The sequence below is a fragment of the Edwardsiella sp. A.80236 genome (assembly GCF_044540725.1).
Classification (GTDB): Bacteria; Pseudomonadota; Gammaproteobacteria; order Enterobacterales; family Enterobacteriaceae; genus Edwardsiella; species Edwardsiella tarda.
The window spans coordinates 145,320-170,329 of record NZ_JBIUCY010000005.1; the positions used below are offsets into that span (position 1 = coordinate 145,320).

General features: G+C 59.2%; 21 protein-coding genes. 7 read left to right on the forward strand and 14 right to left on the reverse strand.

Going from position 1 to position 25,010, the window contains the following annotated elements:
- The first annotated feature begins 13 nt into the window (after positions 1-13).
- Together dusB and fis are read left to right on the forward strand one after the other, a co-directional pair.
- On the forward strand, positions 14-1,018 hold the full coding sequence (gene dusB / locus ACEQFP_RS06665; protein ID WP_005289787.1) for a tRNA dihydrouridine synthase DusB: 1,005 nt from the start codon (positions 14-16) through the stop codon (positions 1,016-1,018).
- Positions 1,000-1,296, forward strand: a complete 297-nt coding sequence (fis, locus tag ACEQFP_RS06670) for a DNA-binding transcriptional regulator Fis (RefSeq protein WP_000462905.1) — start codon at positions 1,000-1,002, stop codon at positions 1,294-1,296. Before dusB ends, fis begins: the two co-directional genes overlap by 19 nt.
- Before the next feature lie 109 nt (positions 1,297-1,405).
- Here fis and ACEQFP_RS06675 read toward each other — a convergent pair whose 3' ends face one another.
- Positions 1,406-1,951, reverse strand: coding sequence for a hypothetical protein (locus ACEQFP_RS06675; RefSeq protein WP_005289784.1), 546 nt, complete (start codon positions 1,949-1,951; stop codon positions 1,406-1,408).
- Positions 1,952-1,953: 2 nt separating this feature from the next.
- Positions 1,954-2,250, reverse strand: coding sequence for a DUF211 domain-containing protein (locus ACEQFP_RS06680; protein ID WP_005289782.1), 297 nt, complete (start codon positions 2,248-2,250; stop codon positions 1,954-1,956).
- A gap of 339 nt (positions 2,251-2,589) precedes the next feature.
- On the opposite strand from ACEQFP_RS06680, the gene ACEQFP_RS06685 reads away from it, so the two are divergent.
- Together ACEQFP_RS06685 and ACEQFP_RS06690 are read left to right on the forward strand one after the other, a co-directional pair.
- Positions 2,590-3,000 (forward strand): hypothetical protein, encoded by a 411-nt coding sequence (locus ACEQFP_RS06685; protein WP_005289779.1) that lies wholly within the window; start codon positions 2,590-2,592, stop codon positions 2,998-3,000.
- A gap of 237 nt (positions 3,001-3,237) precedes the next feature.
- Positions 3,238-3,573: a DUF2002 family protein gene (locus tag ACEQFP_RS06690; protein WP_005289778.1), complete on the forward strand. Its 336-nt coding sequence runs from the start codon at positions 3,238-3,240 to the stop codon at positions 3,571-3,573.
- Between the two features lie 38 nt (positions 3,574-3,611).
- Here ACEQFP_RS06690 and ACEQFP_RS06695 read toward each other — a convergent pair whose 3' ends face one another.
- Entirely contained in the window at positions 3,612-4,301 is a 690-nt protein-coding gene (locus tag ACEQFP_RS06695; RefSeq protein WP_035597012.1) for an LrgB family protein, read from the reverse strand.
- Positions 4,298-4,729, reverse strand: a complete 432-nt coding sequence (locus ACEQFP_RS06700) for a CidA/LrgA family protein (RefSeq protein ID WP_005296158.1) — start codon at positions 4,727-4,729, stop codon at positions 4,298-4,300. Before ACEQFP_RS06700 ends, ACEQFP_RS06695 begins: the two co-directional genes overlap by 4 nt.
- A 132-nt stretch (positions 4,730-4,861) precedes the next feature.
- Between ACEQFP_RS06700 and ACEQFP_RS06705 the strand changes: the two genes are divergently transcribed.
- Positions 4,862-5,809: a LysR family transcriptional regulator gene (locus tag ACEQFP_RS06705; RefSeq protein WP_005289772.1), complete on the forward strand. Its 948-nt coding sequence runs from the start codon at positions 4,862-4,864 to the stop codon at positions 5,807-5,809.
- A 76-nt stretch (positions 5,810-5,885) separates the two neighbouring features.
- Here the strand turns inward: ACEQFP_RS06705 and ACEQFP_RS06710 are convergent, their stop codons facing one another.
- From ACEQFP_RS06710 to mocA, 9 genes are all read right to left on the reverse strand, one after another.
- Entirely contained in the window at positions 5,886-7,532 is a 1,647-nt protein-coding gene (locus ACEQFP_RS06710) for a Na+/H+ antiporter (RefSeq protein WP_035597009.1), read from the reverse strand.
- 204 nt (positions 7,533-7,736) lie between these two features.
- Entirely contained in the window at positions 7,737-9,104 is a 1,368-nt protein-coding gene (locus tag ACEQFP_RS06715; RefSeq protein ID WP_005289768.1) for an NCS2 family permease, read from the reverse strand.
- Between the two features lie 238 nt (positions 9,105-9,342).
- Positions 9,343-10,659, reverse strand: coding sequence for a guanine deaminase (guaD, locus tag ACEQFP_RS06720; RefSeq protein ID WP_005296149.1), 1,317 nt, complete (start codon positions 10,657-10,659; stop codon positions 9,343-9,345).
- 30 nt (positions 10,660-10,689) lie between these two features.
- The gene (locus tag ACEQFP_RS06725; protein ID WP_005289763.1) at positions 10,690-12,108 is read right to left on the reverse strand and encodes a nucleobase:cation symporter-2 family protein; all 1,419 of its coding nucleotides are present in this window, start codon (positions 12,106-12,108) and stop codon (positions 10,690-10,692) included.
- A 205-nt stretch (positions 12,109-12,313) separates the two neighbouring features.
- Positions 12,314-15,184: a molybdopterin-dependent oxidoreductase Mo/Fe-S-binding subunit gene (locus tag ACEQFP_RS06730; protein ID WP_005289762.1), complete on the reverse strand. Its 2,871-nt coding sequence runs from the start codon at positions 15,182-15,184 to the stop codon at positions 12,314-12,316.
- On the reverse strand, positions 15,181-15,960 hold the full coding sequence (gene ygfM / locus ACEQFP_RS06735) for a molybdopterin-dependent oxidoreductase FAD-binding subunit (protein WP_005289758.1): 780 nt from the start codon (positions 15,958-15,960) through the stop codon (positions 15,181-15,183). Before ygfM ends, ACEQFP_RS06730 begins: the two co-directional genes overlap by 4 nt.
- Before the next feature lie 56 nt (positions 15,961-16,016).
- Positions 16,017-17,345, reverse strand: a complete 1,329-nt coding sequence (gene ssnA / locus ACEQFP_RS06740) for a putative aminohydrolase SsnA (RefSeq protein ID WP_005289756.1) — start codon at positions 17,343-17,345, stop codon at positions 16,017-16,019.
- 2 nt (positions 17,346-17,347) lie between these two features.
- Positions 17,348-20,455, reverse strand: a complete 3,108-nt coding sequence (ygfK, locus tag ACEQFP_RS06745; RefSeq protein ID WP_047059052.1) for a putative selenate reductase subunit YgfK — start codon at positions 20,453-20,455, stop codon at positions 17,348-17,350.
- 343 nt (positions 20,456-20,798) lie between these two features.
- Positions 20,799-21,392 carry a molybdenum cofactor cytidylyltransferase gene (mocA, locus tag ACEQFP_RS06750; RefSeq protein ID WP_068870403.1) on the reverse strand — a complete coding sequence of 198 codons (594 nt, stop codon included), beginning with the start codon at positions 21,390-21,392 and terminating at the stop codon, positions 20,799-20,801.
- Positions 21,393-21,431: 39 nt separating this feature from the next.
- On the opposite strand from mocA, the gene yqeC reads away from it, so the two are divergent.
- The gene (gene yqeC / locus ACEQFP_RS06755) at positions 21,432-22,250 is read left to right on the forward strand and encodes a selenium cofactor biosynthesis protein YqeC (protein WP_047059049.1); all 819 of its coding nucleotides are present in this window, start codon (positions 21,432-21,434) and stop codon (positions 22,248-22,250) included.
- A 28-nt stretch (positions 22,251-22,278) separates the two neighbouring features.
- Positions 22,279-23,871 carry a selenium-dependent molybdenum cofactor biosynthesis protein YqeB gene (gene yqeB / locus ACEQFP_RS06760; protein ID WP_005296144.1) on the forward strand — a complete coding sequence of 531 codons (1,593 nt, stop codon included), beginning with the start codon at positions 22,279-22,281 and terminating at the stop codon, positions 23,869-23,871.
- A 142-nt stretch (positions 23,872-24,013) separates the two neighbouring features.
- Here yqeB and arcC read toward each other — a convergent pair whose 3' ends face one another.
- Entirely contained in the window at positions 24,014-24,946 is a 933-nt protein-coding gene (gene arcC, locus ACEQFP_RS06765) for a carbamate kinase (RefSeq protein WP_035595328.1), read from the reverse strand.
- Positions 24,947-25,010 lie beyond the last annotated feature (64 nt).

The window sequence follows — 25,010 nt, forward strand, 5'->3', positions numbered from 1 at the left end:
TCACTCTTTGTCTATGCGCATCGGAAATATCCAACTTAAAAATCGTCTTATCGCTGCGCCCATGGCGGGCATCACCGATCGCCCCTTTCGCACCCTGTGCTATGAGATGGGCGCCGGTATGGCGGTTTCCGAGATGCTCTCTTCCAATCCGGAAGTGTGGCGTACGGATAAGTCACGTCTGCGCATGGTACATATGGATGAGCCAGGCATCCGAGCTGTGCAGATCGCCGGTAATGACCCCGACGAGATGGCCGCGGCAGCCAAGATCAATGCAGATTTCGGCGCGCAGATCATCGACATCAACATGGGTTGTCCGGCCAAGAAGGTAAACCGCAAACTGGCGGGTTCTGCCTTGTTGCAGTACCCCGACCAGGTGGAACAGATCCTCCGCGCCGTAGTCGGCGCGGTGGCGGTTCCGGTGACCCTGAAGATACGCACCGGCTGGGATCCGGCACACCGTAACTGTGTCGAGATTGCCCAATTGGCTGAACGCTGTGGCATTCAGGCCTTGACCATTCATGGCCGAACCCGTGCCTGCCTGTTTAACGGCGAGGCCGAGTACGACAGCATTCGGACAGTTAAGCAGCATGTTTCCATTCCGATTATCGCGAATGGAGACATAACTGACCCGCATAAAGCCAAGGCGGTGCTCGACTACACCGGAGCGGATGCTCTGATGATTGGTCGCGCCGCCCAGGGAAGACCCTGGATCTTCCGGGAAATCCAGCATTATCTGGACACAGGGGAGCTGCTGCCGCCCATGCCCTTGGGCGAGATAAAGCGGCTATTGGCCGGGCATGTCAAAGAGCTGCATGATTTTTACGGCTCGGGAAAAGGACTGCGCATCGCCCGTAAACACGTGTCCTGGTATCTCCAGGCACACGCCCCGAATGACCAGTTTCGGCGCACATTCAACGCCATTGAGGACGCCAGCGAGCAGCTGGAGGCGTTGGAGGCATACTTCGAAAAACTTAGCGTAAAAAAAGAGCTGACAGAACTATGTTCGAACAACGCGTAAATTCTGACGTACTGACCGTTTCTACCGTTAACTCTCAGGATCAGGTGACTCAAAAGCCCCTGCGTGACTCGGTTAAACAAGCACTGAAGAACTATTTTGCTCAACTGAACGGTCAGGACGTAAACGACCTGTATGAGCTGGTACTGGCTGAAGTGGAACAGCCTCTGTTAGACATGGTGATGCAGTACACCCGTGGTAACCAGACCCGTGCGGCCCTGATGATGGGCATCAACCGCGGTACGCTGCGCAAGAAACTGAAAAAATATGGCATGAACTGATTAACGTCAGTTAACCTATTGAAAAAAGGCGCTGTTCCTCTCCGGATACAGCGCCTTTTTTATCTTCTTCTCCCTCACAGATGCCAGGCCGCTCGCTCCGGAGCCGCCCTCAACGGTAGCGCAGCAACGCCCCGATCACGGCACAGAGCACAAAACCGAGCGACACCACACCCAGGGTGGCCCAGCGCCGCGCCTGCATCACCCGCGCTAAGAGCAACGCCATCACGATGATCAATAACAGCGTGATGACGGCCGGGAGCCAAGGTAGGCCAGGGAACGGCCATGCCAACAGAAAGGGCAAGCCGAAGCAGAGCAAGTAGGCGAGCGCGGCATACAGGGTCGCATGCAGCGCCTGGCGCAAGATCTTACGTCCCAGGATGCCACTGGCCAGCCGCCCAGACGCCGTCAGATTCAGCTGGCGCTCAGCATGCAACAAGTCGTCACGCAGCCCGGCATAGTGGGAGAGCAGGAAGGCGAAAGCGCTGGAGAGGGCGCTCACGGTACCGATAGTCAGCAGCATCGGTCTGGCAAGGGGTGTGCCATCGGCCCATAGCGCACCAATGGCGAGCAGCGCGGCGCTCATCGTTCCCGAGACCGCGCCACCCAATAAGGCCACGAGATTATAGCTATGGTGCTCTCGTCGTAGCAGGCGCATGTTTAGCGCGCTCGCGGACTACGTTCGACGATCTCACTGCCACAGACGATTTGATCGACGCTGTGCACCGCCGCCCCGGTATTCTCCATCGCCTCGACCAGCTGATCATGGTCGAGATACTCACCGACAATGGTCACATCCATCCCGACAGTTTCGATGTCGATATCACTCACCGTGATATTAAAGGCACTCACCCCGCTGCAAGCGTGGATCGCCTGCGCGATCTCAATGATCGTCGGTTGAGAGATCGCCTTATCGACATCGAAAGTCAGACGCCGAATATTCATTCTGTCACTCATCGCCTAGGACTCCGTTTCGCCTACTCATACCCATGTTCTATTGGCAATGCTACGCCGCCACTCGCGCTACCCTGCCTTTTTTTAGCAAATAAATATTTCCCCGCCTGACCCTGATTGACATTGCGCCATAGCGGCGCGCGGCCAGGGAACCCTGGCGAACGCATGCTGTCATAAATTTTTGCATTGCCCCGCTAGACGCCACAGCGCGTTTCCCTACACTAGGCGGTGCTTCTTACTGCGCCACGGATGACGTTGGCGGCATTTTTTTGGCTGCAAAGAGGCTTGGCCTCGGCTGCATTTTGACGACACTGACGTCCTTGATTACATCAGGCAGACACGATGATGAAAAAAACGTTTATAGCTTTACTGACGGTGGCCTCCCTCTCTGGCATCGCCCAGGCGGCCGACATGATCGGCCCCTATCCGGTTGTCGGGCAAACCAACTGTGGCGGGTTAAAGGTACTCTCCACGGCGATCAATAGTGACAATATGATGGCACTGAAGATCACCGATCCATCGAATAACCTGACGCAAACCTACGTTGCCAAGCGTACCGCCGATATGTCCGATGACGTGGTCTATACCCTGTCGCGTTATGATCAGGCCAGCGGCACCTTTACCCCGGATCCGGCCCATATCACCATCCGCTTCGGCATCAAGATGCAGAGTGGCCTGCCGGGTACCGACCGCTACAACATGACGATAGGTAATCAGCAGTTTGTCTGCTCACCGTTCACCATCTTCTCTTAAGATATTAGCAGGGCGCGTGCTCGAACGGGCGCCCTGCTCCCCACCTTGCCGCCACTTACGGTTGACCGACACGCGGACAGCCATGGCCTGCTCACGCGATAACATCGCTACGATCAGCGTAAAAGCCAGTCATTGAGTGGCGTTCGCCGACGATCTCAGCCATTCCGGAAAAGTCCGCTTGTGGCACGCACGCGATCCGTTAAGGTCATAGGGCAAAAATAAATAGGGAGAATGGTGATGTATTTACGTCCCGACGAGGTCGCGCAAGTCCTGCTGCGCGCCGGATTTATTCGCGATGCCGTCTGCGATCAAGCCTATGGTTTTCACAAGGGGGAGCACTATGTCTATGTCAATCGGGAGGTCCGACTCGGGCGTACCGCGCTGCTGATCCACCCCGATCTGGCTCAGCGTAGCCTGCGCTTCGCCCAGCCCTCCGACGCGCAACGCAGCAGTCCGGCCTATGTGCGCTTTCCGCTACTGCCCGATGCCGCATCACCGACCTATGTCGGCATCCCGCACGGCTTCACCTCACGCGATCGCTTAACACACTATCTGGCGCAGATGTTTCCCTGACGAGGACGCCCCGTCCTAACGACGGGGCCTGACTGGTGTTACCACAACAGACGACCGATCAACGGAGAAAGCAACACGGTCACCACCCCCGCCAGCATCATGACCAGGCTGGCGACCACGCCCTCGGTCTGTCCTAACTCATAGGCCTTGGCCGTGCCTGCGCCGTGGGATGAGGCGCCCAGTCCCGCCCCCTTAGCCATGCCACTCCGCACCGCCAGACGCAATAACAACATGTCGCCTACCGCCATGCCAAACACCCCGGTGATCACCACGAACAGGGCCACCAGATCTGGCTGACCACCCAGGCGCTTGGCCGCCTCGATGGCAAAGGGGGTGGTGATCGACCGTACCGCCAGGCTACGTTGGATGCTCTCCGGCAGGGTCAGCAGGCGAGCCAACCAGACCGAACTGAGCACCGCCACCAGCGTCGACGTCAGCACCCCGATCGTCAACGATAACCAGTGGCGACGTATGATCGCCAGGTTCTCATACACCGGTACGGCAAAGGCGATGGTGGCCGGCCCCAATAGCCAGAGTAACCAGTGACTCTCGCCCATATAGTCACGGTAAGAGATATGCCCCAGTAACAGCAACAGTACCAGCAGCAGCGGCGTCAAGACCAACGGCATCAGCCAGATGCGATGGATGCGTCGGTAGAGGCGCTTATTGGCGAAGTAGAGCACCAGCGTCACCGCCAGACACAGCAGACTGAGCGCGAGGCTATTCATGACGGCTCCACCACGGCGCGGCGTCGCCGCTGGAGGCGCAACTCTAAACGGTACACCCGATCCACCACCAGCGCCGTCAGGCCAAGTGTCAACACGGTACTCAGGGCGATCACCGCCACGATGCGCCAGCCCTCGACCATCAGCAACGCGGCATAGTTCACCACCGCCACCACCGCCGGGACGAAGAACAACAGCATCTCCGCCAGCAACCAGCGGGAGCCCGCCTTCACCCACGCCAGCGGCACAATACGCAACGCGATCAGTATCAGCATCAACACCATACCGACGATGTTAGCCGGTAACGGCAGGGAGAAGCGGCTGACCAGCCATTGGGAGAAGACAAACAACAGCGCATACAGCGCCACCTGTGCGGGGACCCGCATACGGGCGCACAGCGGCACCACTCTATGGCGTAACGCCAGCGACATACTAACCTCAGAAGGGGAATTTATGTGATAAGGCGCACAGTATAGGCAGAGAGGATCATAGGCATAAAATGAATTAAAATTATTGGCGCCATTGATAAATGGCATACCTATCCCTGTATAGCGGAGTCCTGCATGGACGTAAGAACGTTACGTTATTTTGTTGAGGTGGTGCGTCAACAGAGCTTCACCCGCGCGGCGGAGAAGCTGTTCGTCACCCAGCCGACCATCAGTAAGATGTTACGCAACCTGGAGGAGGAGTTGGGCTGCACCCTGCTGATCCGCGAGGGGCGTGGACTGCGGCTGAGCGATAGTGGCAACGTCGTCTACCAGCGAGCGTTAGCCATCCTCGACCAATTCGCCCAACTGAAAACCGAGCTGGACGATCTCGGCACCCTGACGAAGGGCAGCCTAAAACTGGGTATCCCGCCGATGGTAGGTACCCAGATGGCTGGACTGATCGGCGAATTTCGCCAGCGCTACCCCGGTATCGAGCTGCATATCGCCGAGTTTGGCGGCCTGGCGGTTGAGCAAGCGGTACTCTCCGGTGAGTTGGATCTGGCGCTGACCGCCTTGTCGACCCAGCCCGATCCGGCGATCGCCTCACTCCCCCTGTTCAGTCATCCGCTGTATGTCTTACTGCCACGCCAGGCCCCCTGGCTCAACCGCACGGCTCTGAGCATGAGCGACCTCACCCAGCAAAATATTCTGCTGTACAACGAGGACTTCGCGCTCTATCAACAGTTGATGCAGGCCTTCACCGCCGCCGGGGTACAACCGCAGATCGCGGTACGTAGCGGGCAGTGGGACTTCTTGGCCGCCATGGTGCAGGCCGGCGTCGGGATCGCCATCCTACCGCAGCCGATCTGTCAGCGCCTCGATCCGCACAGCCTGCTATGGCTGCCGCTGGAGCCCGCGTTGATGTGGCGCCTGGGGCTCATTTGGTGTCACGGACGCTATCTGTCACACAGCGCCCAAGCCTGGATCGCCCGCTGCCGTGAATTCTGGCCGGCAGGGACGATGCACCCCGAACGGCTGACGCACTGCGCCAGCGATGAGACACCGGAGACCCCGCACCCCTGATACCACACAGAGTCGCAAGAAAAAAGCCCCGGCCGTCTAAGACGAGCGGGGCCCGAGCCAGCGACGCGGCCTCCACTTATCCCTTATCGATCAGTAACGCCTCCAGCAGATCCAGATCGTGCAACATCTTCTGCAGCGTCTCGTTGCTGATCTTCTGTGTGGCGCGCAGGTGATACAGCTCGCCCCGCTCGGCACGCAACGCCGTTAAGCGGAAACGGCGCTCCAGGTTCTCTACCTCGCGGATCTCGTCGACATTCTCCTTGGTCATCACCCGCCGCCGCAGGCTACCGATCACCCGGGAGCTGACCTCGGTAAGCAGCTGCGGATCGATGTTCTCTTCGGTGTCTGCCTCCAAGCGCTCCTGCATCTTCTTCAGGCTCTCGATGGCCACCTCGGCGCTGATCGACTTCGCCATCAGCTCCTCGTCGCGATAGGTGGCGCCATCACTGACCTCGACGCCGCGCAACAGCAGCGGCAACGCCACCACGCCGATCAGCAAGGAGAACAGGATCACCCCGGCGGCGAGGAACACCAACTGATAACGCCCAGGGAACGGCGAGCCATCGCTCAGGAATAGCGGAATAGAGAGGACACCCGCCAGCGTAATCGCCCCGCGTACCCCGGCGAAGGAGGCGATCCACAGATCGCGCATGCTATAAGAGGCAAACTGCAACGGATTACGTTGAAAAAAGTGGAGGCTGATACGCTTCATGCCCCATAGCCAGAGGAAGCGCAGCACCAATAGCAACGCATACACCAACACCACATCGGCGAACAGATACCAGGTTTCGATATTGGGGTCGCGATCGGCCTGGATGATGGAGTTCTCTAGGATCCCCGGTAATTGCAGCCCCAACATGATGAATACCATGCCGTTAAACACGAATTCCAACATCGCCCATACGCTATTGGCGCGTAGGCGCATGGTCAGCGGCGCGTTGCGGATCACTCCCGACTGACTGATGGTCATCCCGGCCGCGACGGCGGCCAGGATGCCGGAGACGCCAATATGTTCGGCGATCAGGTAACTGGCGAAGGGCAGCAGCATCAGAAAGACGATCTGGGTGGCCGGGTCATCCCCCGCCCAACGGCTCATCACCCGTAACGACTTGCTGTACAGCCAGGTGACCGCCGCGCCGGTCAGCAGACCGCCCAACGCCACCTTGATAAACTCCAGCGTGGCACCCGAGATGGTGAACACCATGGTGCCCATCGCCACGGCGATGGCAAACTTCAAGGCGACCAGGCCGGAGGCGTCGTTCATCAGCGCCTCCCCTTCTAACACCCCCATGATGCTCTTCGGAATTCGCCCCTGACCGACGATCCCACCGAGCGCCACGGCGTCGGTCGGCGACAGGACGGCGGCTAATGCGAAGGCCGCCACCAACGGTACCTCCGGTAGCAGCAGATGCAGGAAATAGCCGACGCCGATCACGGTGATCAACACCAATACTAATGCCAAGCCGAAGATCTCACGCCCATGGTGGAGAAACTCACGCGTCGGCGTCTTCCAGCCGTCGGCGAACAGCAAGGGGGGAATGAACAGCACCAGGAACAGCTCTGGGTCGAAATCGACATGCAACCCAAAATGCGGCCAGGCCAACAGTGCCCCGATGACAATCTGCATCAACGGCAACGGGACTTGAAACGGCAGCATACGCGTCAGCACACCGGAGAGTGACACCACCAAAATCAGGATCAGGATTGTGAAGAATATTTCCATGCTAGTTCCGACTCACAGCCTAGGTAATTAATGCAACACGTTACAAAATATCATCTTATGAATTTTTCACCGAAGGGAAATCTAGCGTAAACGGTTAGGCGGGGTCGGAAAATCGTGACTGGTAGCACTGGTGTTGAAGTTTCGCCCTCTCAGACAGCAGAAAAGCGCCCGTAGGCGCTTTTCCAACATGGAGAGACCAGGCGGTTAGATAGCCCATCCCCCGGCGTAGAAGCCGACCAACACCACCGCGATCACCACGGTACCGATGTTCAGGCGGTTCCACTCTTTCGAGCATACGCGGCCGATCACCAGGGTGCTGAAGCCCAGCATAATCCCGGTAACGATGTTACAGGTCAACACGATAAACACCGCGCAGACCAGGCCGGACATAGCATCGACGAAGTCGTTGAAGTCCAGCTTGGCGACGTTGCTCAGCATCAGCAGGCCGACATACATCAGCGCCGGTGCCGTCGCGTAGCCCGGTACCAGATAGGAGAGCGGAGAGAGGAACAGGATCAGCAGGAACAGCACCCCGACCACCACGGCGGTCAAACCGGTCTTCCCACCGGCAGCGGTACCGGCAGCCGATTCGATGTACACCGCCGCCGGAGCGGCACCGACCAGGCCGGAGAAGATCGAGCTGACGGAGTCGGCGGTCAGCGCCTTGCCACCGTTAATGATCTGCCCCTCTTTATCCAGCAGGTTGGCTTGACCGGCCACCGCGCGAATGGTGCCGGTCGCATCGAACACCGCGGTCATCACCAGCGCCAGTACGCTCGGCAAGACCACCGGCTGCAAGGCGCCCATGATATCCAGGCTAAAGATCAGTGACTGGCCATCGGCCCCCGCCAGACTCGGCATCGCCACCAGGCCGTGATACTGTACGGTCGGGTCGAAGATCAGGCCGATAATAGAGATACCGATGATCACCAGCAGGATCCCGCCCGGCACCTTCAGTTTTTCCAATCCGAAGATCACCGCCAGCCCCAGCAGCGACATCATCACCGGGAATGAGGTGAAGGCCCCCAGCGCCACCGGCAGCCCCTCTAATGGGTTCTTCACCACCAGGCCGACACCGTTGGCGGCAATCAGCAACAGGAACAGGCCGATACCGATGCCGGTGCCATGGGCGATCCCCATCGGCAAGTTACGCAGGATCCAGGTTCGAATCCCGGTCACCGAGATGGCGGTAAACAGAATACCCATCAGGAATACGGCGCCTAACGCCACCGGCACGCTGATCTGCTGCCCCAGCACCAGGCTGAAGGCGGTAAAGGCGGTGAGGGAGATGGCGCAGCCGATGGCCATCGGCAGGTTAGCCCACAACCCCATCACCAGCGAACCAAAGCCGGCCACCAAACAGGTCGCCACAAAGACAGCACTCGGCGGGAATCCGGCCTTGCCCAGCATGCCCGGTACCACGATCACCGAATAGACCATCGCCAAAAACGTCGTTAAACCGGCGAGCACCTCCTGACGTACGCTGCTACCACGCGCAGAGATCTTAAAAAAGCCATCGAGTGATCCCTGTGACTTCCCTGCCGTCGATACCTGAGAAGAATCGCTAGACATGATGATGTCCTCTGAGTGATTTAGAAAACTAATCTGTAACGTAATCGATTACGTCTGTTGATGCAGAGCGGCCTATGATTCTTATCTGCCCTCCGCCCCATGTCGGCTGCCCTACCGGCAGCCGTTACTCCCTGCCACTACATCCTGCGACCAAATTCGGGTAAAAATGGGACGGAAGTAAAAGGCAAACGATTATCTGGCCTAATAGCTCGTCATTTCAACCCAAAAATGGGCCATTTTAGGTGCGTTCGTACACTAAACGACCATCCACATAAGTACGATATATGGTGCGATCGTCGCCCAGTGTCATGGTGACGAACAGCTTATCCACCAAGGAGACAGAGTTGTCGTAGCGCAGTTGCTGCAACGGCGTTGCCGTCGGCTCCAGCACCACAAAGTCCGCCTCTTTCCCTTCCTGGAAGTTACCGATGCGATCATCCAGTCCCAACGAGGCCGCACCACCCAGCGTCGCCAGGTAGAACGCCTCATAGGCGGAGAGGCGGCAACCCTGGAGCTGCATCACCTTGTAGGCCTCATTCAGGGTTTGCAACATGTTGAAGGTGGTGCCGGCGCCGATGTCGGTCCCCATCCCGACTTTCACCCGCTTACGCCAGGCTTTTTGTAAGTTGAACAGCCCGCTGCCGAGGTACAGGTTGGAGGTTGGACAGAAGGCGATCGACGAACCGGTATCGCTCAGGCAATCCCACTCCTTCTCTTCCAGGTGGATACAGTGAGCGAACACGCAGTTCTTCCCGGTCAAACCATACTGGTGATACACATCCAGGTAGCCATCATGCTGCGGGTAGAGCGACTTCACCCAGGCGATCTCCTCACGGTTCTCGCAGAGATGGGTGTGCAAATAGGTATCGGGGTACTCTTCACGCAAGCGCTGGGCCATCGCCAACTGCTCGGGGCTGGAGGTCGGGGCGAAACGCGGCGTGATCGCGTACAGCAGGCGGCCATTCTTGTGCCAACGCTCGATCAGCGCCTTGCTCTGGTCATAGCTGCTCTGGGCATCGTCCAACAGATAATCGGGCGCGTTGCGGTCCATCATCACCTTGCCGGCGATCATGCGCATATTGATATGGCTGGCCGCCTCGAACAGTGCGTCCACCGACTCGGGGTGCACGGTGCCGAACACCAGAGCGGTGGTGGTACCGTTACGCAACAACTGCTTGAGGAAGAAGTTAGACATCTCGCGCGCATAATCGAGATCGTTGTAACGCCGCTCGGTCGGGAAGGTATGTTTATTCAACCACTCCAACAGCTGCTCGCCATAGGCGCCGATCATCTCGCTCTGTGGGTAGTGAATATGGGTGTCGACGAAACCGGGCACGATCAGCTTACCGCGATAATCGCGCACACGGATCGACGCGGGAATACGCGCCTTCCCCTCTTCCCAAGTACCGCACCAATCAACCTTACCGTTACAGATCAGCAGCAGGCCATCTTCGATAAAACGCAGTGCGGATTCGACCTCTTGCGGATCGCTTACCGTGCGGGTGACATCCAGGATGCTGCCGCGTACTGCCTTGAGCGTGTGTTCACAAACCATGTTTAACTCCTCGTCAGCCAACTCGTTGACTCAATCCATCTCTTCTTCGCCGCGTAACGACTCGACCGCCGTATCCTTCTCTTCGCGAACCTCGGCCTTGTTACGCATCGGGATCAGCAGGTTCAGGATGATGGCAGTCAGGCCACCGGCACAAATGGGGTTTTCCACCAACACATACAGGGAGTCCGGCAACACCCGGAATACCGCCGGATCATAGGAGACGCCTAACCCGAGCCCGAGGGAGGTGGCGACGATGATCGTCTCGCGCCGGCGTAGACCGTTGGAGATGATGATGCGGATCCCGGCGATGGCGATCATCGAGAACATCAGCGTCATCGCGCCCCCCAATACCGGAGCGGGAATGGTGGTAAAGAAACGGCCGATCACCGGGAACAGCCCCAGAATCACCAGCATCACGGCGATAGCCCGACCGACATAACGCGAGGCCACGCCCGTCATCTGGATCACCCCGTTATTCTGCGCAAAGGTGGTCAGCGGCAGCGAACCGAGGGCGGAGGCGATGACCGATACCAGCCCATCGGCCAGCACACCACCGCTCAGGCGCGACTGGTACTCCGGCCCCTCGATGGGACGATTGGAGACCATGGCGGTCGCGGTGATATCCCCTACGGCCTCCAGCACACTCAGCAGATAGATGGTGCCGGCCACCAGGAAGGCGTGCATGTCGAAGGTAAAGCCATACTTGAAAGGAACCGGCACGGTCACCAGCGGCAGGTCGCGCAGGGCGCTGAAATCGACCATGCCCAGGCACAGCGCCACGATATAGCCGACGATCAGCCCGATGGCGATGCCGCCCATCCGCAGCAAGGGGTGGCGCGCACAGTTAAAGCCGATCACCACCAGCAGTACCAGCAGACCGACGCCGATGTTTTCATAGTTGCCAAACGTGCCGCTGCTCTTGGCTGCGAAGCCGCCGCCGAAGTCGATGATGCCAACCTTGATCAGGCTCAGGCCGATCATCAGCACCACCACCCCGCTTACCGTCGGGGTGATCACCCGGCGTAGGTAGGGCAGGATAAACGAGGCACCCACCACCAGGAAGGCACCGACGAAGGAGACGCCGAGCAGCGTCGAGACGATCAGTTCTTCATGGAGTCCATCGTGTTTCATCGCACCGCCGAGGGCGATCATCACGGTGACGAAGGAGAAGTTGACCGACTGGATCGACAACAAACCTGAACCGACGCAGCCATAGCGGTTGACCTGTAGCCAGGTGCCGACGCCGGAGGCGATCATCGCCATCGAAACCAGGTAGGCGGTGATTTCAGTCGATAGGCCCAAGGCGGTGCCGACGATCAATGCCGGTGCCACCATGGGGACGAAAATAGCTAATAGATGAGTCACCGCGCCCACCATTAATTGGTGAAAGGGCGGTTTGTCCTCGAGTTGATAAATAAGATCGGATCCAGCACGCGGTATATCAGACATCCCTTTACTCCTCAGGTAAATTTGATCATCTGATTCAATTAATAAATATCCACCTACGCGTTTTCCTCGCTAACGGCAAAGGGCGTCCCTGAACCTCACGTCCTCATTCATCCGTCTGTCGCTGTGTAGGGCGGATATTTATTATCCAACGGCTAATTGAATCGTTGGCATAGGGCCGCCCCCCGCGGGGTGGCCCTATGCGGTCTTACAGTTTTCCTAACGCGTTCAGTATCTTCTCCGGAGTGAAATGCCATTCACGCAGCCAAACACCGCAGGCATCGTGAATCGCCGTGGCGATGGCCGGTGCCGCCCCGTTAACCCCGATCTCCGAGATCGACTTGGCGCCGTACGGGCCGACATGATCGTCGCTCGGTACCAGGAAGGCGCGGAAGTCACGCGGAATATCGCCGATCATCGGGGCGCCGTAGGTGCGCAGATCGCGGGTGATCGGCCGCCCTTCACTGTCGTAACGGATCGCCTCGCTCATGCTGTGGCCGATGGCGCGCATGGTGGCGCCGTAGATCTGCCCCAACGCCAGCTCGGGGTTCACCGGGGTACCGCAGTCGAGCAGGGCATAGAACTTGTCCAGCCGGATCTCACCGGTACGCACGTTGACCGCCACTTCAGCGAAGTTAGCGCCATAAGGGAAGGCGAAGTCCGCCGTAATGTAGCTGGCTGTCGCCACCAAGGTCCCGAAACCGGTACCGGTCTCGGCCTTATGCGCGATGTCGGCATAGCTGACTTCACCACGCTTACCGCGCACGATCCCCGGTGCGACCAACACGACATCCTCTTGCGGCTCACCCAGCATCTGCGCGCCGTGGAACAGGATCTTCTCGCGCAGATTCTCTGCCGCTTTCTTGGCGGCGTTACCGGAGAAGCAGGTCCCGGATGAGGCGTAAGCCCCCTTGTCGAACAGCGCGTGGTCGGTATCGCCGGAGATGACATGCACCTCGGACATCGGGCACATCAGCACCTCGGCCGCCAACTTGTTGACCACCGTATCCAACCCGGTCCCGATGTCGGCACCGCCGGAATGGACGATAAAGGTCCCGTCCGACTCCAACTTGATCATGCAGTTGGCCTGGTCGATATCGGGAATACCGGACTTCTGCATGATGATCGCCACGCCACGTCCGACACGCCAATCACCGTCGGCCGGTTTCGGGGAATCCCAATCGATCAGCTCACGCCCTTTACGCAGGATCGGCTCCAACGCACAACTGGCGGCGGAGGGAACCGAGGTCGGCATCTTGCCTTCGCCGATCGCGCCGAGGATCTTCAACTCCTGTCCCTCATGCACCCGGTTCAGCTCGATGATATCCAGCAGGTCGATGCCCAGTTGGTCGGCCAGTTCGGCCAGCGCCATGGTCAGGGCGAAGTTCCCCTTCGGCGCCCCGTAGCCCTGATAGGCCCCGGTCGGACAGATATTGCTGTAATAGGTGGTGACCTGGAAATTGACGTTATCGCAGGGATAGAGCGGCAACGACAGCGCCGGGCCGTTACTCGGCACCGTCAAGGAGTGGTTACCATACGGACCGGTATTGGCGCGGAAGTCCATGTCGATGGCGGTCAGACGCCCCTCTTTGGTGGCACCGATCTTCACCTTCACCTTGGCGACATGACGCGAGGTGTTGGCGATAAACTCCTCTTCACGGGTATAGCGGAAGTAGACCGGACGCCCGGTGACGCAGGTCGCCCAGGCACACACCTCTTCCAACAGGATATCCTGCTTGGAGCCAAAGCCGCCGCCGACACGCTCCTTGATAATGTGAACCTTATTCTGTTTCATCCCCACGATACGCGCCACCTGGCGGCGTACGTGCCACGGCACCTGGGTAGAGGCATGCACCACCAGACGATCGCCATCCATATAGGTGTAACAGACGTGCGGCTCGGTCGGGCACTGCTGAGCCTGGGTTGACTCGTAGGTGCGTTCAATGACGACATCCGCCTGAGCGAAGCCTTGTTCAACATCCCCAATACGGCCGTGAACGCTGGCGGCAATATTGTCGTGCGGGCGTGCCCCGATCGGGAAGTTGATGATCATGTGTTCGCCGCGCTGTGCCGAGCCCCGATTCTGCACCTCCAGATCGCTAGGCGCCCCGTTCACATACACGATGGGTTCGTCGTGGATCAACGGCGCATCGTCGGCCATCGCCTCGTCGATGGACATCACCGGACGCAGGATCTGGTATTCCACCTCGATCAGCTTCAACGCCTCCAGGGCGATCGCCTCGCTTTCCGCCACCACGGCGGCGACACGATCACCGACATGGCGCATCTTCTTGCCGAACATGCGGCGATCGAGCGGCGACGGCTCCGGCGCACTCTGGCCGCCAGGCGTGTAATAGACATCCGGGCAGTTCAGATGGGTGATAACATGCACCACCCCTGGCAACGCCTCGGCACGGCTGACATCCAGATGCGTGATCAACGCATGAGGATGCGGGCAGCGCAGCATCTTGATGATGCAGGCGTCCGCCGCGATACGATCCTCAACGTAGCAGGGCTTGGCCTGCACCATCTTAGCCGCATCCACCTTCGGGCAGTTCTTACCGACGACTGTCAGATCGTCACGAAACTCTGGAGCGACCTCCATCTGGTACTGCGGATCGCGCATCCGCGCCGCGGCCAGTTCCACTACCTGGTAGAACTGCTGGTAGCCCGCATCACGGCTGAACAGCCCGGAGAGCGCATCGTCGATATCCTGGCGACTCGGCGCCGGAATACGCTCTAACAGATCGGTCAGGATCAGCGCCGCCGCCGGATCGTTATAGCCGGACTGCACCACGCCGACATCGACCATCGCCTGCTGGACCGGACTCAATTGATTCCACGCACCGAGTGATTCGGCGGTACGCACCACCGCGCCCTCTAACTGGGCGGCGATCAGCAGGGAGGCGTTGATCACCACCCCGTCGAAGATAATGGCATCGGAGCCGGCAAAGCCGAAACCGTCGTCGCTATTACGGACGGAGTGCATGCCGAGTCCAAACAACAGATGCTGCACATTCTCGCCCGGCTGGCATGCCAGCGTGCGTGGCGTACCGTTCAGCGTAAAGCGAATTGTCATTTTGCTTCCTCCCTCATCTGCTGGCAGTCGGCCAACAGTTCAGCCACTACGACGCCCGCGATATAGCGTTTGTATGCCTCGCTGCCGCTCAAATCGGCGCGCGGTGCGATCGCAGCGCTGACCGCCTGCTCCAATTGCTCGCCCTCCAGGCCCTGCCCCTCCACATCGCGCAGACGCGACGGGCGCTCGCCGACGCCATCCAGGGCGATGCGCATGCCCCCCTCATCCGGCAGGGCGACGGCCGCCGTCACCACCGACCAGCCCGCCGCCGAACGGCTGACTTTACGTGTGGCGCAGCAACGGAAGGGATCGGCGATGATCACCGCCGTCAGCAGACGATCGTCCGGGGCGGCCAGGTAATCCTCCAACGCGATCTCCGCGCCGTCGGCGCTCTGCACACGGGCATCCAGCGCCAACAGCACCGGTGCCAGCACCGATTCCGCCTGTTGAGCCGCCAGCTCGCCGCCCAGCGTCGACTGGTTACGTAGATGACGCGAGTAGACGAAACCGAGCGCCTCCTGCAACGCCTGCGGCAGCAGCGCCGTATCGCGCAACTGTTGCAGCGTACTCATCGCGCCAAGGTGCAACGCCCCGCCATGCCAGGTCACCTGATCCAGACCCAGTCCTTTCAGGGCGATGGCGACACGCTTCTCGGTACGCGTCGGCGTGGCGTTTAATTTACTTCCTCCGGCGAAGTAGACGGCCTCGTCCTGAAAGCGGCGCTTAAGCTCCAACGCCTGCTCTATGGAGTCCGGCCGGAAAAATTGCTCAATCATGTTCCACCCTCTTTGTGCAAAAGCGCCTCGACCACAGGTCGAGGCGCTTTATGGTCTCAGTTCAGTGCATCCATACGCTGCCACATGCGGGCGGCGACCTTGCGGGCCTCGGCGTAAATCGGCTCGATATCGAACGGGAAGGCGCGATCCTCGTACACCATTACCCCTTCGACCATCACGCTATGTACGCTGGAGGAGCCCAGACCGAAGGCCAGATGCCCACCGATATTCTGTGCCGCCAACGGGGTCGGAGACGGGTAATCACAGATGGTGAGATCCGCCTTATATCCCGCCTCAAGACGCCCGAAACGCGCGCCAAAGTTACGGTTAAGCAGCTGGTTGCCGTTGTAAAGGAAACGGGTAAAGCTATCTGGCCACAGCGGACCACCGGCATCGCGATGCTTGAAGAAGGCGAACTTCAGCTCTTCGAACATATCTGCGCCGATACCGTCGGTACCCAACGCCAGGTTACGGAACTGTGCCAGGCGCTGGTTGTAACCGACATGGTTGTTCATGTTGGAACGGGCGTTATGCACCAGGAAGGCATCCTGCTCGTTGAGGATGCGAATATCCTCATCGGAGAGATACAGCCCATGGGCTAACAGGGTCTTATCGTTGATCAAGCCATACTCGGCCAGGCGCACGACCAGATCCTGACCATACTTGTCATGGCTGTGGGAGACATCGTAGCGATCCTCCGCCGCGTGGATATGCAGCCCGCGGCCCGTGGCGCGCAGAGCCTCAGCCAACATCTCTAACCCGGCGTTGGAGACGGTAAACGGTGCGTGAGCCCCGATATGTGCCTCGACCAGATAGGGCTCACTCCCCTTCGCCTTGGCCTCGTCGATCAACTGGGCGAAACGGATATTCTCCTCGACGCCTTGCTGCAACTCACGGGTGCCACCGTTACGATCGGTGGTTTCAAAGCAGGTCATGCCACGCAGACCGGCCTTCAGGAAACCTTTACGCAGCGTCGCCAGGGAGCCCGCGATATAGTTGGGCGAGGCGTGATGGTCAATCACCGCGGTACAACCGCTCTTGATGGCCTCCAGCGAGCAGATCAGGCCGCTGTAGTAGAGCGACTCCTCATCCAATGCCCGATCCAGGCGCCACCACAGATTTTTCAGGGTGGAGATGAAGTCCGGGCAGGGGGCGATGTTCGCCATGATGCCGCGCGACAGACCGGAGTAAAAATGGTTGTGCGCGCAGACGATGCCTGGCATGACCAGGCGCCCGTGCATCTCTTTCACCTGCGCATCCGGGAATTGGGCATGCAGGTTGTCGCCGATGGCGCGGATCTCCGCGCCGTCGATGGCGATATCGACGCCTTCCCGCACCTGCGCCGGCTCGAACTGCACGGCGGTGACATTCTTCAGAATCAGCATGATTATTCCTCCACGCGGCCAAGCAGATAATGGTGGTGGTTGTGAACATGGCTGATGATGCGGCACATGTCGCTCAATACCGGCGGCACCTCGGCGAACTCACCGGACTCATCGATGCGTAGCTGCCACTCTTGGCCATCCTGACGCACGCTCACCTGGGAACCCTCCACCAGGAAGCCGGGGTTGGTGCTGTTGGTAAAGTCCTGCGCCAGGCTGAAGATAGTGACCTTATCTTTGTACGGCTTACCCTGCCACGGACAGAACTGGGCACAGTTACCGCACTCGTTGCAATAGGCGTCCAGATGCAGCGTCTGGAAACGGTTCTGGAATCCCGGTACCGCGATGGAGACGTTGGCGCGGTTCGGACAGACATCCACACACTTGCTGCAGACATAGTTACACTCCAGGCAACGCTGCGCCTCCTGTGCCACGAAGGCATCACGCTCCTCTTTGTCTACCAGGGTGACGGCGATCGCCCCCTTGCGCTGGTAGATGCGCGCCGGATCGACGTTGTTCCAGTACTTATCGCCGTAGCTGTTGGCAATGTTCTCACGGGCCAGGATGGCGTCCGTCGCCCGACGGGCGGTACCGATGGCGGCCACGATGGAAGAGGGGCCGCTCTGCACGTCACCGATCAGGAATACGTTGTCGCGCGTGGTCTCGCCGCTGGCATCGCGTACCGCCGGCCAGCCACTGTCGTCCAACGGCACGCCGATGGCGGCCAAGTGCTCACAGTCGGCCTGTTCGCCGATGGCGGTGATCAGGGCATCCATCTGCAGGGTGACGGTCTGCTCGGTCGCCACCGGGCGGCGACGTCCCTGCTCATCCGGCTCACCAAGCGCCATGACGCGCGCCACCAGGGTGCCGTCCTGATCGAAACGCTCCGGGTTGGTCAGGAACATGAATTTCACCCCGTCCTCTACCGCCTCTTGGTACTCCTCACGATAGGCCGGCATCTCATTCAGGGTACGGCGATACAACACCGTGACATCCTCGACCCCGGGAACCCGGAGGGCGGCACGGGCACAGTCCATCGCCGTGTTACCGGCGCCGACCACGGCGACGTGCTTGCCTAACTTCAGGGACTCGCCACGGTTGTAATCGCGCAGGAACGGCAGAGAGCGGTAGACGTTACGGTTATCCCCCGCCAGGCGCACGCCGCTGTTCTTATCGGTCCCGACCCCCACCAGCACGTAGGCGAAGCCCTGCTGTTGTAGCTGCTCGACCGTCAGATGCGGATCGCAGCCGAACGCAAACTTCACCCCATGAGCGGCGACGAAGTCGATATCATGCGCGATCAACTCGCCTGGGATGCGGAACTGCGGAATGATGTTTTTCACCACCCCACCGGCGTTGGCCTCACGCTCAAACAGGGTCACCGGATGACCGGCCCGAGCCAGGAAGTAACCGGCAGAGAGACCCGCAGGACCGGCACCGATCACCGCCACCGGGTGCTTGTCACCGGATCCGGCCGGCTTGTGCCAACGCTGTTGATACTCCGGCCAGCCGCGCTCCAGCGCCACCTTCTTCAATTCACGGATATTCAAGGCACTGTCATAATCCAGGCGGGTACAGTTGTACTGGCACTGATGGTCGCAGATATGACCGGTGATGGCCGGCAGGGCGTTACGTTGGTAGATCACCTCCAGGGCATCGGCATAACGCCCCTCGCCCATCAGGCGGATATATTCGGGGATGTCTTGCTTGATGGCACAGGCTGTCACACAGGGCGCCACATAGCAGTCGGTCAGCGGCAGAGGGCCACCGGCATCGATGCGGTCCTCGGACTTCCAGTGTTTCTGGGTGTACTCCATGCTGACGGCGCGGGCGGCCAACGCCTCCAGTCGGGCGACATCGACCCTCGGCATCTCCCAATATTCGGAGCGATCCAGCTCGCGCATGCATTCGGTCAGGCGCAGATAGCCACCCGGCTTCAGCAGATCGGTCGCCATGGTGATCGGACGGATACCGGTCTCGAAGATATCGCGGATATTGAACTTGCTGGCGCCACCGGAATAGGAGATCGGCAGCTCGCCGTTGAAGGCGCGTGACAACACCGCCGCCACGTTGATGGAGAGCGGGAACAGGGCGCGACCGGACATGTACATCTCTTCGCCGGGCAACGCCCCCTTATTGTTGATGGTGCCCAGGGTATTGGTCAGCTTGACGCCGAAACTCAGCTGTTTCTCACGCCCCAACGCCATCAGGCGCTGCAGCATCTCTAACGCCTGCGCCAGCTTCAGATCGTGCTCGAAGGACTCCTCCTTCAGGCCGATATAGTCGAAACCACAGGTATCGAGGATCTCGCGCACTCGCGCGTAACCCAGCAGGGTCGGGTTCAGCTTAACGAAAGTGTTCAGCTGTTTCTCTTCCAGCATGTAACGGCAGATGGCTTCGATCTCATCTGGCGGGCAACCATGCATGGTAGAGAGGGTAACACCGTGCGCCATATCGCCAGGGATCGCCTCCGCCAATGCGGCCAGGCGGTCGCGCCGCTCTGTAAGCCCCAGGCGGGCCAAGAATGCCTCATCCTTGACCAAGCGCGCCAGGATGCGGCGATATTCGGCAAACTTAGGATGCTTGGCGGAGTCCATCATGTCGTGGATGAATTGCTGCATCGGCGGTTGTTTGATGCCGTCGAGGTTATAGCCCACGCTCATATTAAAGATGAAGGACTTGGCCTCACCCTGGATACGCGGATCGAAGATCTCCTCCAGCAGATGCAGCGCGAACCAGGCTTTTAGATATTCGTCGTGCGCCTTCAGCAGAGTAAACTCGGTAGACCATTCGGTGTTGAAGCACTCATCTTCGGCATCGATACAGGGCTTATCCAGCTCCAGACGGTCGAGGATCTGCACGGTCTTCAGTTCGATAAAGCGGCCGCCAGTCAGCCAAGACACGATGATATTTTGCGCCAGCTGAGTATGCGGGCCGGCGGCGGGGCCGATGGGGGTCTCACAGGTTTCACCGAACACCTTGATCAGGTTCTGATTCTCTTTGCGGTAAAACTGCTGCTCGGGGATCCCAAAGATAGAGCGGTTTTGATGGTATTCATCAAAAATGCGCGTCAGAAGCTCCTCGAACGGAACGGGACGCATAATATCACCCATGACTCTCTCCTTGCTGCGACATAACGCTGATATTGATTTACCGGGGTACGTCCCGCGCACACCGGCGGCTACCCAGATATCAGCAACAATCACGCCAAATCTTTATTACTTTCCCTTGGATGATAAAAATCGTGAGTAATATCTAATTGTTTTATCTATTTGTGAAACAGCTCACATCGGCTAAATGAGAATACCAATCACTAAAACAGGCTCACTTCTCTGCCGTTTATTCGGCGCGAATGAGATTATCAAAAAAAGAGAATCCGTATCACTTTGATATGCGAATTTTGCGATAATTATTTTAACTGTGAACGCAATCGCTTAAATATAAAAACTAAACAGCTTATTTTTGCAAAAGCAATTGATACGCCTGCGGTGTATCGACATCAAAAATAATTTCTTCTGAATTTATATCGAGATAACGATAATCTTTTGCCAGCAAATATTCACGCATACTACGCTGAGGATACGCCTGCCCAACCTGCGGCAACCACGTGCGTGGCAGCAGCACCGGATGACCGGGAACGCCACGATAACGCGGCAGTAAGGCATAGGGCCCACGCTGCCGCCACAACTGGGCGAATAGCGCCGATGTCAGGCAAGGCATGTCACCATGGCAGATAAAGCAATAGTCGCTCTGTACCGACGCCGCTCCGCAACGAATAGAGGAAAATAAACCGCTGGCATAATCCTTATTTACCACCAGTTTAATGCGAGGATGATCGCCATAACGTTGTAATAACACCTCGGCGCGAAAGCCCACCACTAATATTATTTGCTGACAAAATCCCAATGCGTTATTAATACTGGCATCCAGGATGGTACCATCGCGATAGGGCAGCATCATTTTCCACTGTCCCATCCGTGACGAGAGCCCGGCGGCAGGAATGATCGCACTCACCGCCTCGGGATTAATATATTCTTCTGCTGGCATCATTCTATTTTTCCACTGGATTAATCACATTATTCATAGCCTATGACGGTGAACCGCATAATACCCGAATTCAATACGCTGTTTTGTGATCGTGAAACGCGCGCGCGGCCACTGCTGATCAGCCTGATCGGCGCCGGGGGCAAAACTAGCGCCTTACACTGGCTGGCGCAGGCCTGGGCCGCCCAGCAGCGACGGGTAGTGGTTACCACCACGACCCGCATGTATCTCCCCGACACGCTCCCTACCCTCTTCTGCCATCAGCCGGCGGCCTTACCGGCTGATGCGCTCCACGCCCCGATCACCGCCTGCTTCTCCGCCTGGGATGCTGCCAACGGCAAGGTGCGCGGCTTCACGCCGGAACAGGTTGATGCGCTGGCCCAACGCCCGCTGGCCGATGTGATCTTGGTCGAGGCCGATGGGGCTCATCGCCTAGCGATGAAGGCGCCTGCGGGGCACGAACCTTGCATCCCTGAACGTAGCCATTGCGTGATCGCGGTGAGCGGGGGAGCGGCGTTAGGGCATCCCGTCGGCGCACAGAACGTACACCGTTGGCCGCTATTCGCCGCCTGCAGCGGCCTGGCGCAGGGAGAACGCCTGGATATGGCGGCGATGAGCCGCTTCATTCGCCATCCAAACGGTATGTTTAAGGGCGTCCCCGATGGGGCGCGACGGGTCTGGCTGATCAACCGCTTTTATCAATCTGATAATGTGACGGACGCCGATCTGTATGCCCTGTTGCATGACGGTTCGCTGGATGCCATCTGGCTCGGTGCCGTCCGTGAACATCCCCCGATTACGCGTATCTTGCAGCGCCATGACAACAACTCTCCCCGCGGATGCCCGCGGCAGCGCTGGGAATAACAACAAGGCAGTAAACATTGAGGTCTTTATGAATATCTTTGCACAAGCCGCGCAACTTGAGGAACAGAACCGCCCCTTCGCCATGGCCCAGATCATCGAGAGTCGGGGCTCTACACCGCGCCATTCGGCCCAAATGTTGGTTTTAAAAGACGGCAGCATCATCGGCACCATCGGTGGCGGGATGGTCGAACGCCTGGTCATCGAACAGGCCATGCAAGCACTGGCCGAGCGTAAACCACGCGTCTTTCATGGCCGTATGGCACGCAGCGGGCAAGATGCGGTCGGCTCCGACTGTGGCGGCGCCATGTCGGTATACATCGATGTTCACGGCCTGCGCCCCCGCCTGGTACTGATCGGCGCCGGGCACGTCAATCGTGCCATCGCTCATGCCGCCGCGCCGCTAGGCTTCGATATTCATGTCGGCGATACTTATCAGGAGAGCCTGGATCCGGCGCTCTTTCCTGCGGGTACTCGCCTACACCATGCCGACAGCTATACCCATCTCATCGCGGCGATGCAGATCGAAGCGGAGAGCTTTGTCATTATCGCCACCAATAGCCAGGACAAGGAGGCCCTCGACTGCCTGATCGATAAGCCGCTCGATTACCTAGGGCTGTTAGGTAGCCGTCGCAAGGTACAGACCTTCTGCCAACAACTGCGCCAGAGCGGCATCGACGAGGAGCACTTAGCACGCCTGCACGCCCCCATCGGCTATAACATCGGCGCCGAAACACCGGAAGAGATCGCCGTCAGCATTCTGGCCGAAGTGTTGCAGATCAAGAATCGCGCCGCCGGCGGCCAGATGAAGCAGAACATTCGTCTACAGCGCAATCGACTGGTGGCCATCCGGGGTGCTGGCGACATCGCCACCGGCGTGGCGCTGCGCCTGTATCATGCTGGCTTCCGCGTCTTGATGTTAGAGGTGGCCAAACCGACGGTGATCCGCCGTAGCGTCGCGTTCGCTCAGGCGGTATTCGATGGCGAGACGACGGTCGAAGGGGTGACGGCGCGGCGCGCCGAGGGTGCGGAGCAGGCCTTCAGCCTGATCGAACAGGGCATCATCCCGGTGCTGGTCGATCCGCAGTGCCTCACCCTGGCAGCGCTACAACCCCACTACCTGGTCGATGCGATCCTGGCCAAGCAGAATCTGGGGACGCGACGCGACATGGCCCCCGTCACCATCGCCCTCGGCCCGGGCTTCGATGCCGGCCAAGACTGCGATGCGGTGATCGAAACCAACCGGGGCCACCACCTGGGACGGGTGATCTACCGCGGCTTTGCCCAGGCTAACACCGGCATCCCCGGGAATATCAACGGCCACACCACCCGTCGAGTGATCCGGGCACCGCACGCCGGCATCATGCACTGCTGCGTCAAGTTGGGCGATCTGGTTAACGAAGGCGATACCCTTGCCCATATCGATAACACGCCGGTGATTTCGCCGCTGCAGGGCATGGTGCGCGGTCTGCTGAGTGAGGGACTGGAGGTCAGCGCCGGCTTTAAGATCGGCGACGTCGATCCGCGTGGAGCCCAGGCCGACCACACCACCGTCTCCGATAAGGCGCGCGCCATCGGTGGCGCGGTGTTGGAGGCGATGATGAAACTGAGCCCACAATCCTGATCCATCAGCGCGCGGGAATCCCGCGCATAGCGTGCCGACACGGCACGGCCTAACCGATAACACCGAGGGGGCGCTAAGCGCCCCCTCGGTCATTGCTGTTCAAGTGATGGCCTCGGGCGCGACACCCAAGGCCCGGTGAGGATCACTGGCACACCACGGTACCGGTCTTACCCTCGATCCCCTCTTTCGCCTTATCCAGCACGGTGATCAATGCCTCTCGGCCCGCTCGAGTCCGCGCGAAGGAAAGCGCTGCCTCGACCTTGGGCAACATCGAACCCTTGGCAAAATGCCCCTCATCGATAAAGCGCTGGGCATCCTCCAGGCTGAGGCGATCGAGCCACTGCTGATTCGGCTTACCAAAGTTGATCGCCACCTTCTCGACCGCCGTCAAGATGATCAGCATATCGGCATCGATCATCTCCGCCAGCTTGGCGCTGGCCCAATCCTTATCGATCACCGCGCTGGCGCCACGCAGATGATTCCCCTCGCGGATCACCGGGATCCCACCGCCACCGACGGTGATCACCACCTGGCCGGCGTTGATCATCGCTTTCACCGTCTCTTTCTCGATGATATCGACCGGTTTCGGCGAAGCGACCACACGGCGATAACCCCGTCCGGCATCCTCCTTCATGTTGTAGCCGTTGCGCGTCAGGATCTCCGCCTCCTCCTGGCTGAAGAACGATCCGATCGGTTTGCACGGATTGAGGAAGGCGGGATCCTTACCATCCACCTCAACCTGAGTGATCAGCGTCGCGACCGGCGTATCCATCCCCCGATCCCGCAGCTCCTCACGCAGCGCGTTTTGCAGATCGTAGCCGATATATCCTTGACTCAACGCGACACAGACCGACATCGGCAGCATCGGGGTGTGCGCTTCGGTCTTCGCCGCCGCCTCGAACGCCTGGTTGATCATGCCAACCTGTGGGCCGTTGCCGTGGGTGACCACCACCTGATGGCCCTGGGCGATCAGATCGACGATCGCCCGTGCCGTGGTTTTCACCGCCTTCATCTGTTCGGCCAGCCCTTCGCCCAGTGCGTTTCCCCCCAGCGCGAGCACGATTTTTTTCTTCATCATATCCTCACTCGTATGTTGTTGGACCGGACTGCATCCCGTCGCGCAAGCTTCCCGGCGGTAT

What these genes read in the sequence shown, in the direction of transcription:
- dusB (WP_005289787.1), top strand. Translation starts at nt 14, where the DNA reads ATGCGCATCGGAAATATCCAACTTAAAAATCGTCTTATCGCTGCGCCC.
- fis (WP_000462905.1), top strand. Translation starts at nt 1,000, where the DNA reads ATGTTCGAACAACGCGTAAATTCTGACGTACTGACCGTTTCTACCGTT.
- ACEQFP_RS06675 (WP_005289784.1), bottom strand. Translation starts at nt 1,951, where the DNA reads ATGCGCCTGCTACGACGAGAGCACCATAGCTATAATCTCGTGGCCTTA.
- ACEQFP_RS06680 (WP_005289782.1), bottom strand. Translation starts at nt 2,250, where the DNA reads ATGAGTGACAGAATGAATATTCGGCGTCTGACTTTCGATGTCGATAAG.
- ACEQFP_RS06685 (WP_005289779.1), top strand. Translation starts at nt 2,590, where the DNA reads ATGATGAAAAAAACGTTTATAGCTTTACTGACGGTGGCCTCCCTCTCT.
- ACEQFP_RS06690 (WP_005289778.1), top strand. Translation starts at nt 3,238, where the DNA reads ATGTATTTACGTCCCGACGAGGTCGCGCAAGTCCTGCTGCGCGCCGGA.
- ACEQFP_RS06695 (WP_035597012.1), bottom strand. Translation starts at nt 4,301, where the DNA reads ATGAATAGCCTCGCGCTCAGTCTGCTGTGTCTGGCGGTGACGCTGGTG.
- ACEQFP_RS06700 (WP_005296158.1), bottom strand. Translation starts at nt 4,729, where the DNA reads ATGTCGCTGGCGTTACGCCATAGAGTGGTGCCGCTGTGCGCCCGTATG.
- ACEQFP_RS06705 (WP_005289772.1), top strand. Translation starts at nt 4,862, where the DNA reads ATGGACGTAAGAACGTTACGTTATTTTGTTGAGGTGGTGCGTCAACAG.
- ACEQFP_RS06710 (WP_035597009.1), bottom strand. Translation starts at nt 7,532, where the DNA reads ATGGAAATATTCTTCACAATCCTGATCCTGATTTTGGTGGTGTCACTC.
- ACEQFP_RS06715 (WP_005289768.1), bottom strand. Translation starts at nt 9,104, where the DNA reads ATGTCTAGCGATTCTTCTCAGGTATCGACGGCAGGGAAGTCACAGGGA.
- guaD (WP_005296149.1), bottom strand. Translation starts at nt 10,659, where the DNA reads ATGGTTTGTGAACACACGCTCAAGGCAGTACGCGGCAGCATCCTGGAT.
- ACEQFP_RS06725 (WP_005289763.1), bottom strand. Translation starts at nt 12,108, where the DNA reads ATGTCTGATATACCGCGTGCTGGATCCGATCTTATTTATCAACTCGAG.
- ACEQFP_RS06730 (WP_005289762.1), bottom strand. Translation starts at nt 15,184, where the DNA reads ATGACAATTCGCTTTACGCTGAACGGTACGCCACGCACGCTGGCATGC.
- ygfM (WP_005289758.1), bottom strand. Translation starts at nt 15,960, where the DNA reads ATGATTGAGCAATTTTTCCGGCCGGACTCCATAGAGCAGGCGTTGGAG.
- ssnA (WP_005289756.1), bottom strand. Translation starts at nt 17,345, where the DNA reads ATGCTGATTCTGAAGAATGTCACCGCCGTGCAGTTCGAGCCGGCGCAG.
- ygfK (WP_047059052.1), bottom strand. Translation starts at nt 20,455, where the DNA reads ATGGGTGATATTATGCGTCCCGTTCCGTTCGAGGAGCTTCTGACGCGC.
- mocA (WP_068870403.1), bottom strand. Translation starts at nt 21,392, where the DNA reads ATGATGCCAGCAGAAGAATATATTAATCCCGAGGCGGTGAGTGCGATC.
- yqeC (WP_047059049.1), top strand. Translation starts at nt 21,432, where the DNA reads ATGACGGTGAACCGCATAATACCCGAATTCAATACGCTGTTTTGTGAT.
- yqeB (WP_005296144.1), top strand. Translation starts at nt 22,279, where the DNA reads ATGAATATCTTTGCACAAGCCGCGCAACTTGAGGAACAGAACCGCCCC.
- arcC (WP_035595328.1), bottom strand. Translation starts at nt 24,946, where the DNA reads ATGAAGAAAAAAATCGTGCTCGCGCTGGGGGGAAACGCACTGGGCGAA.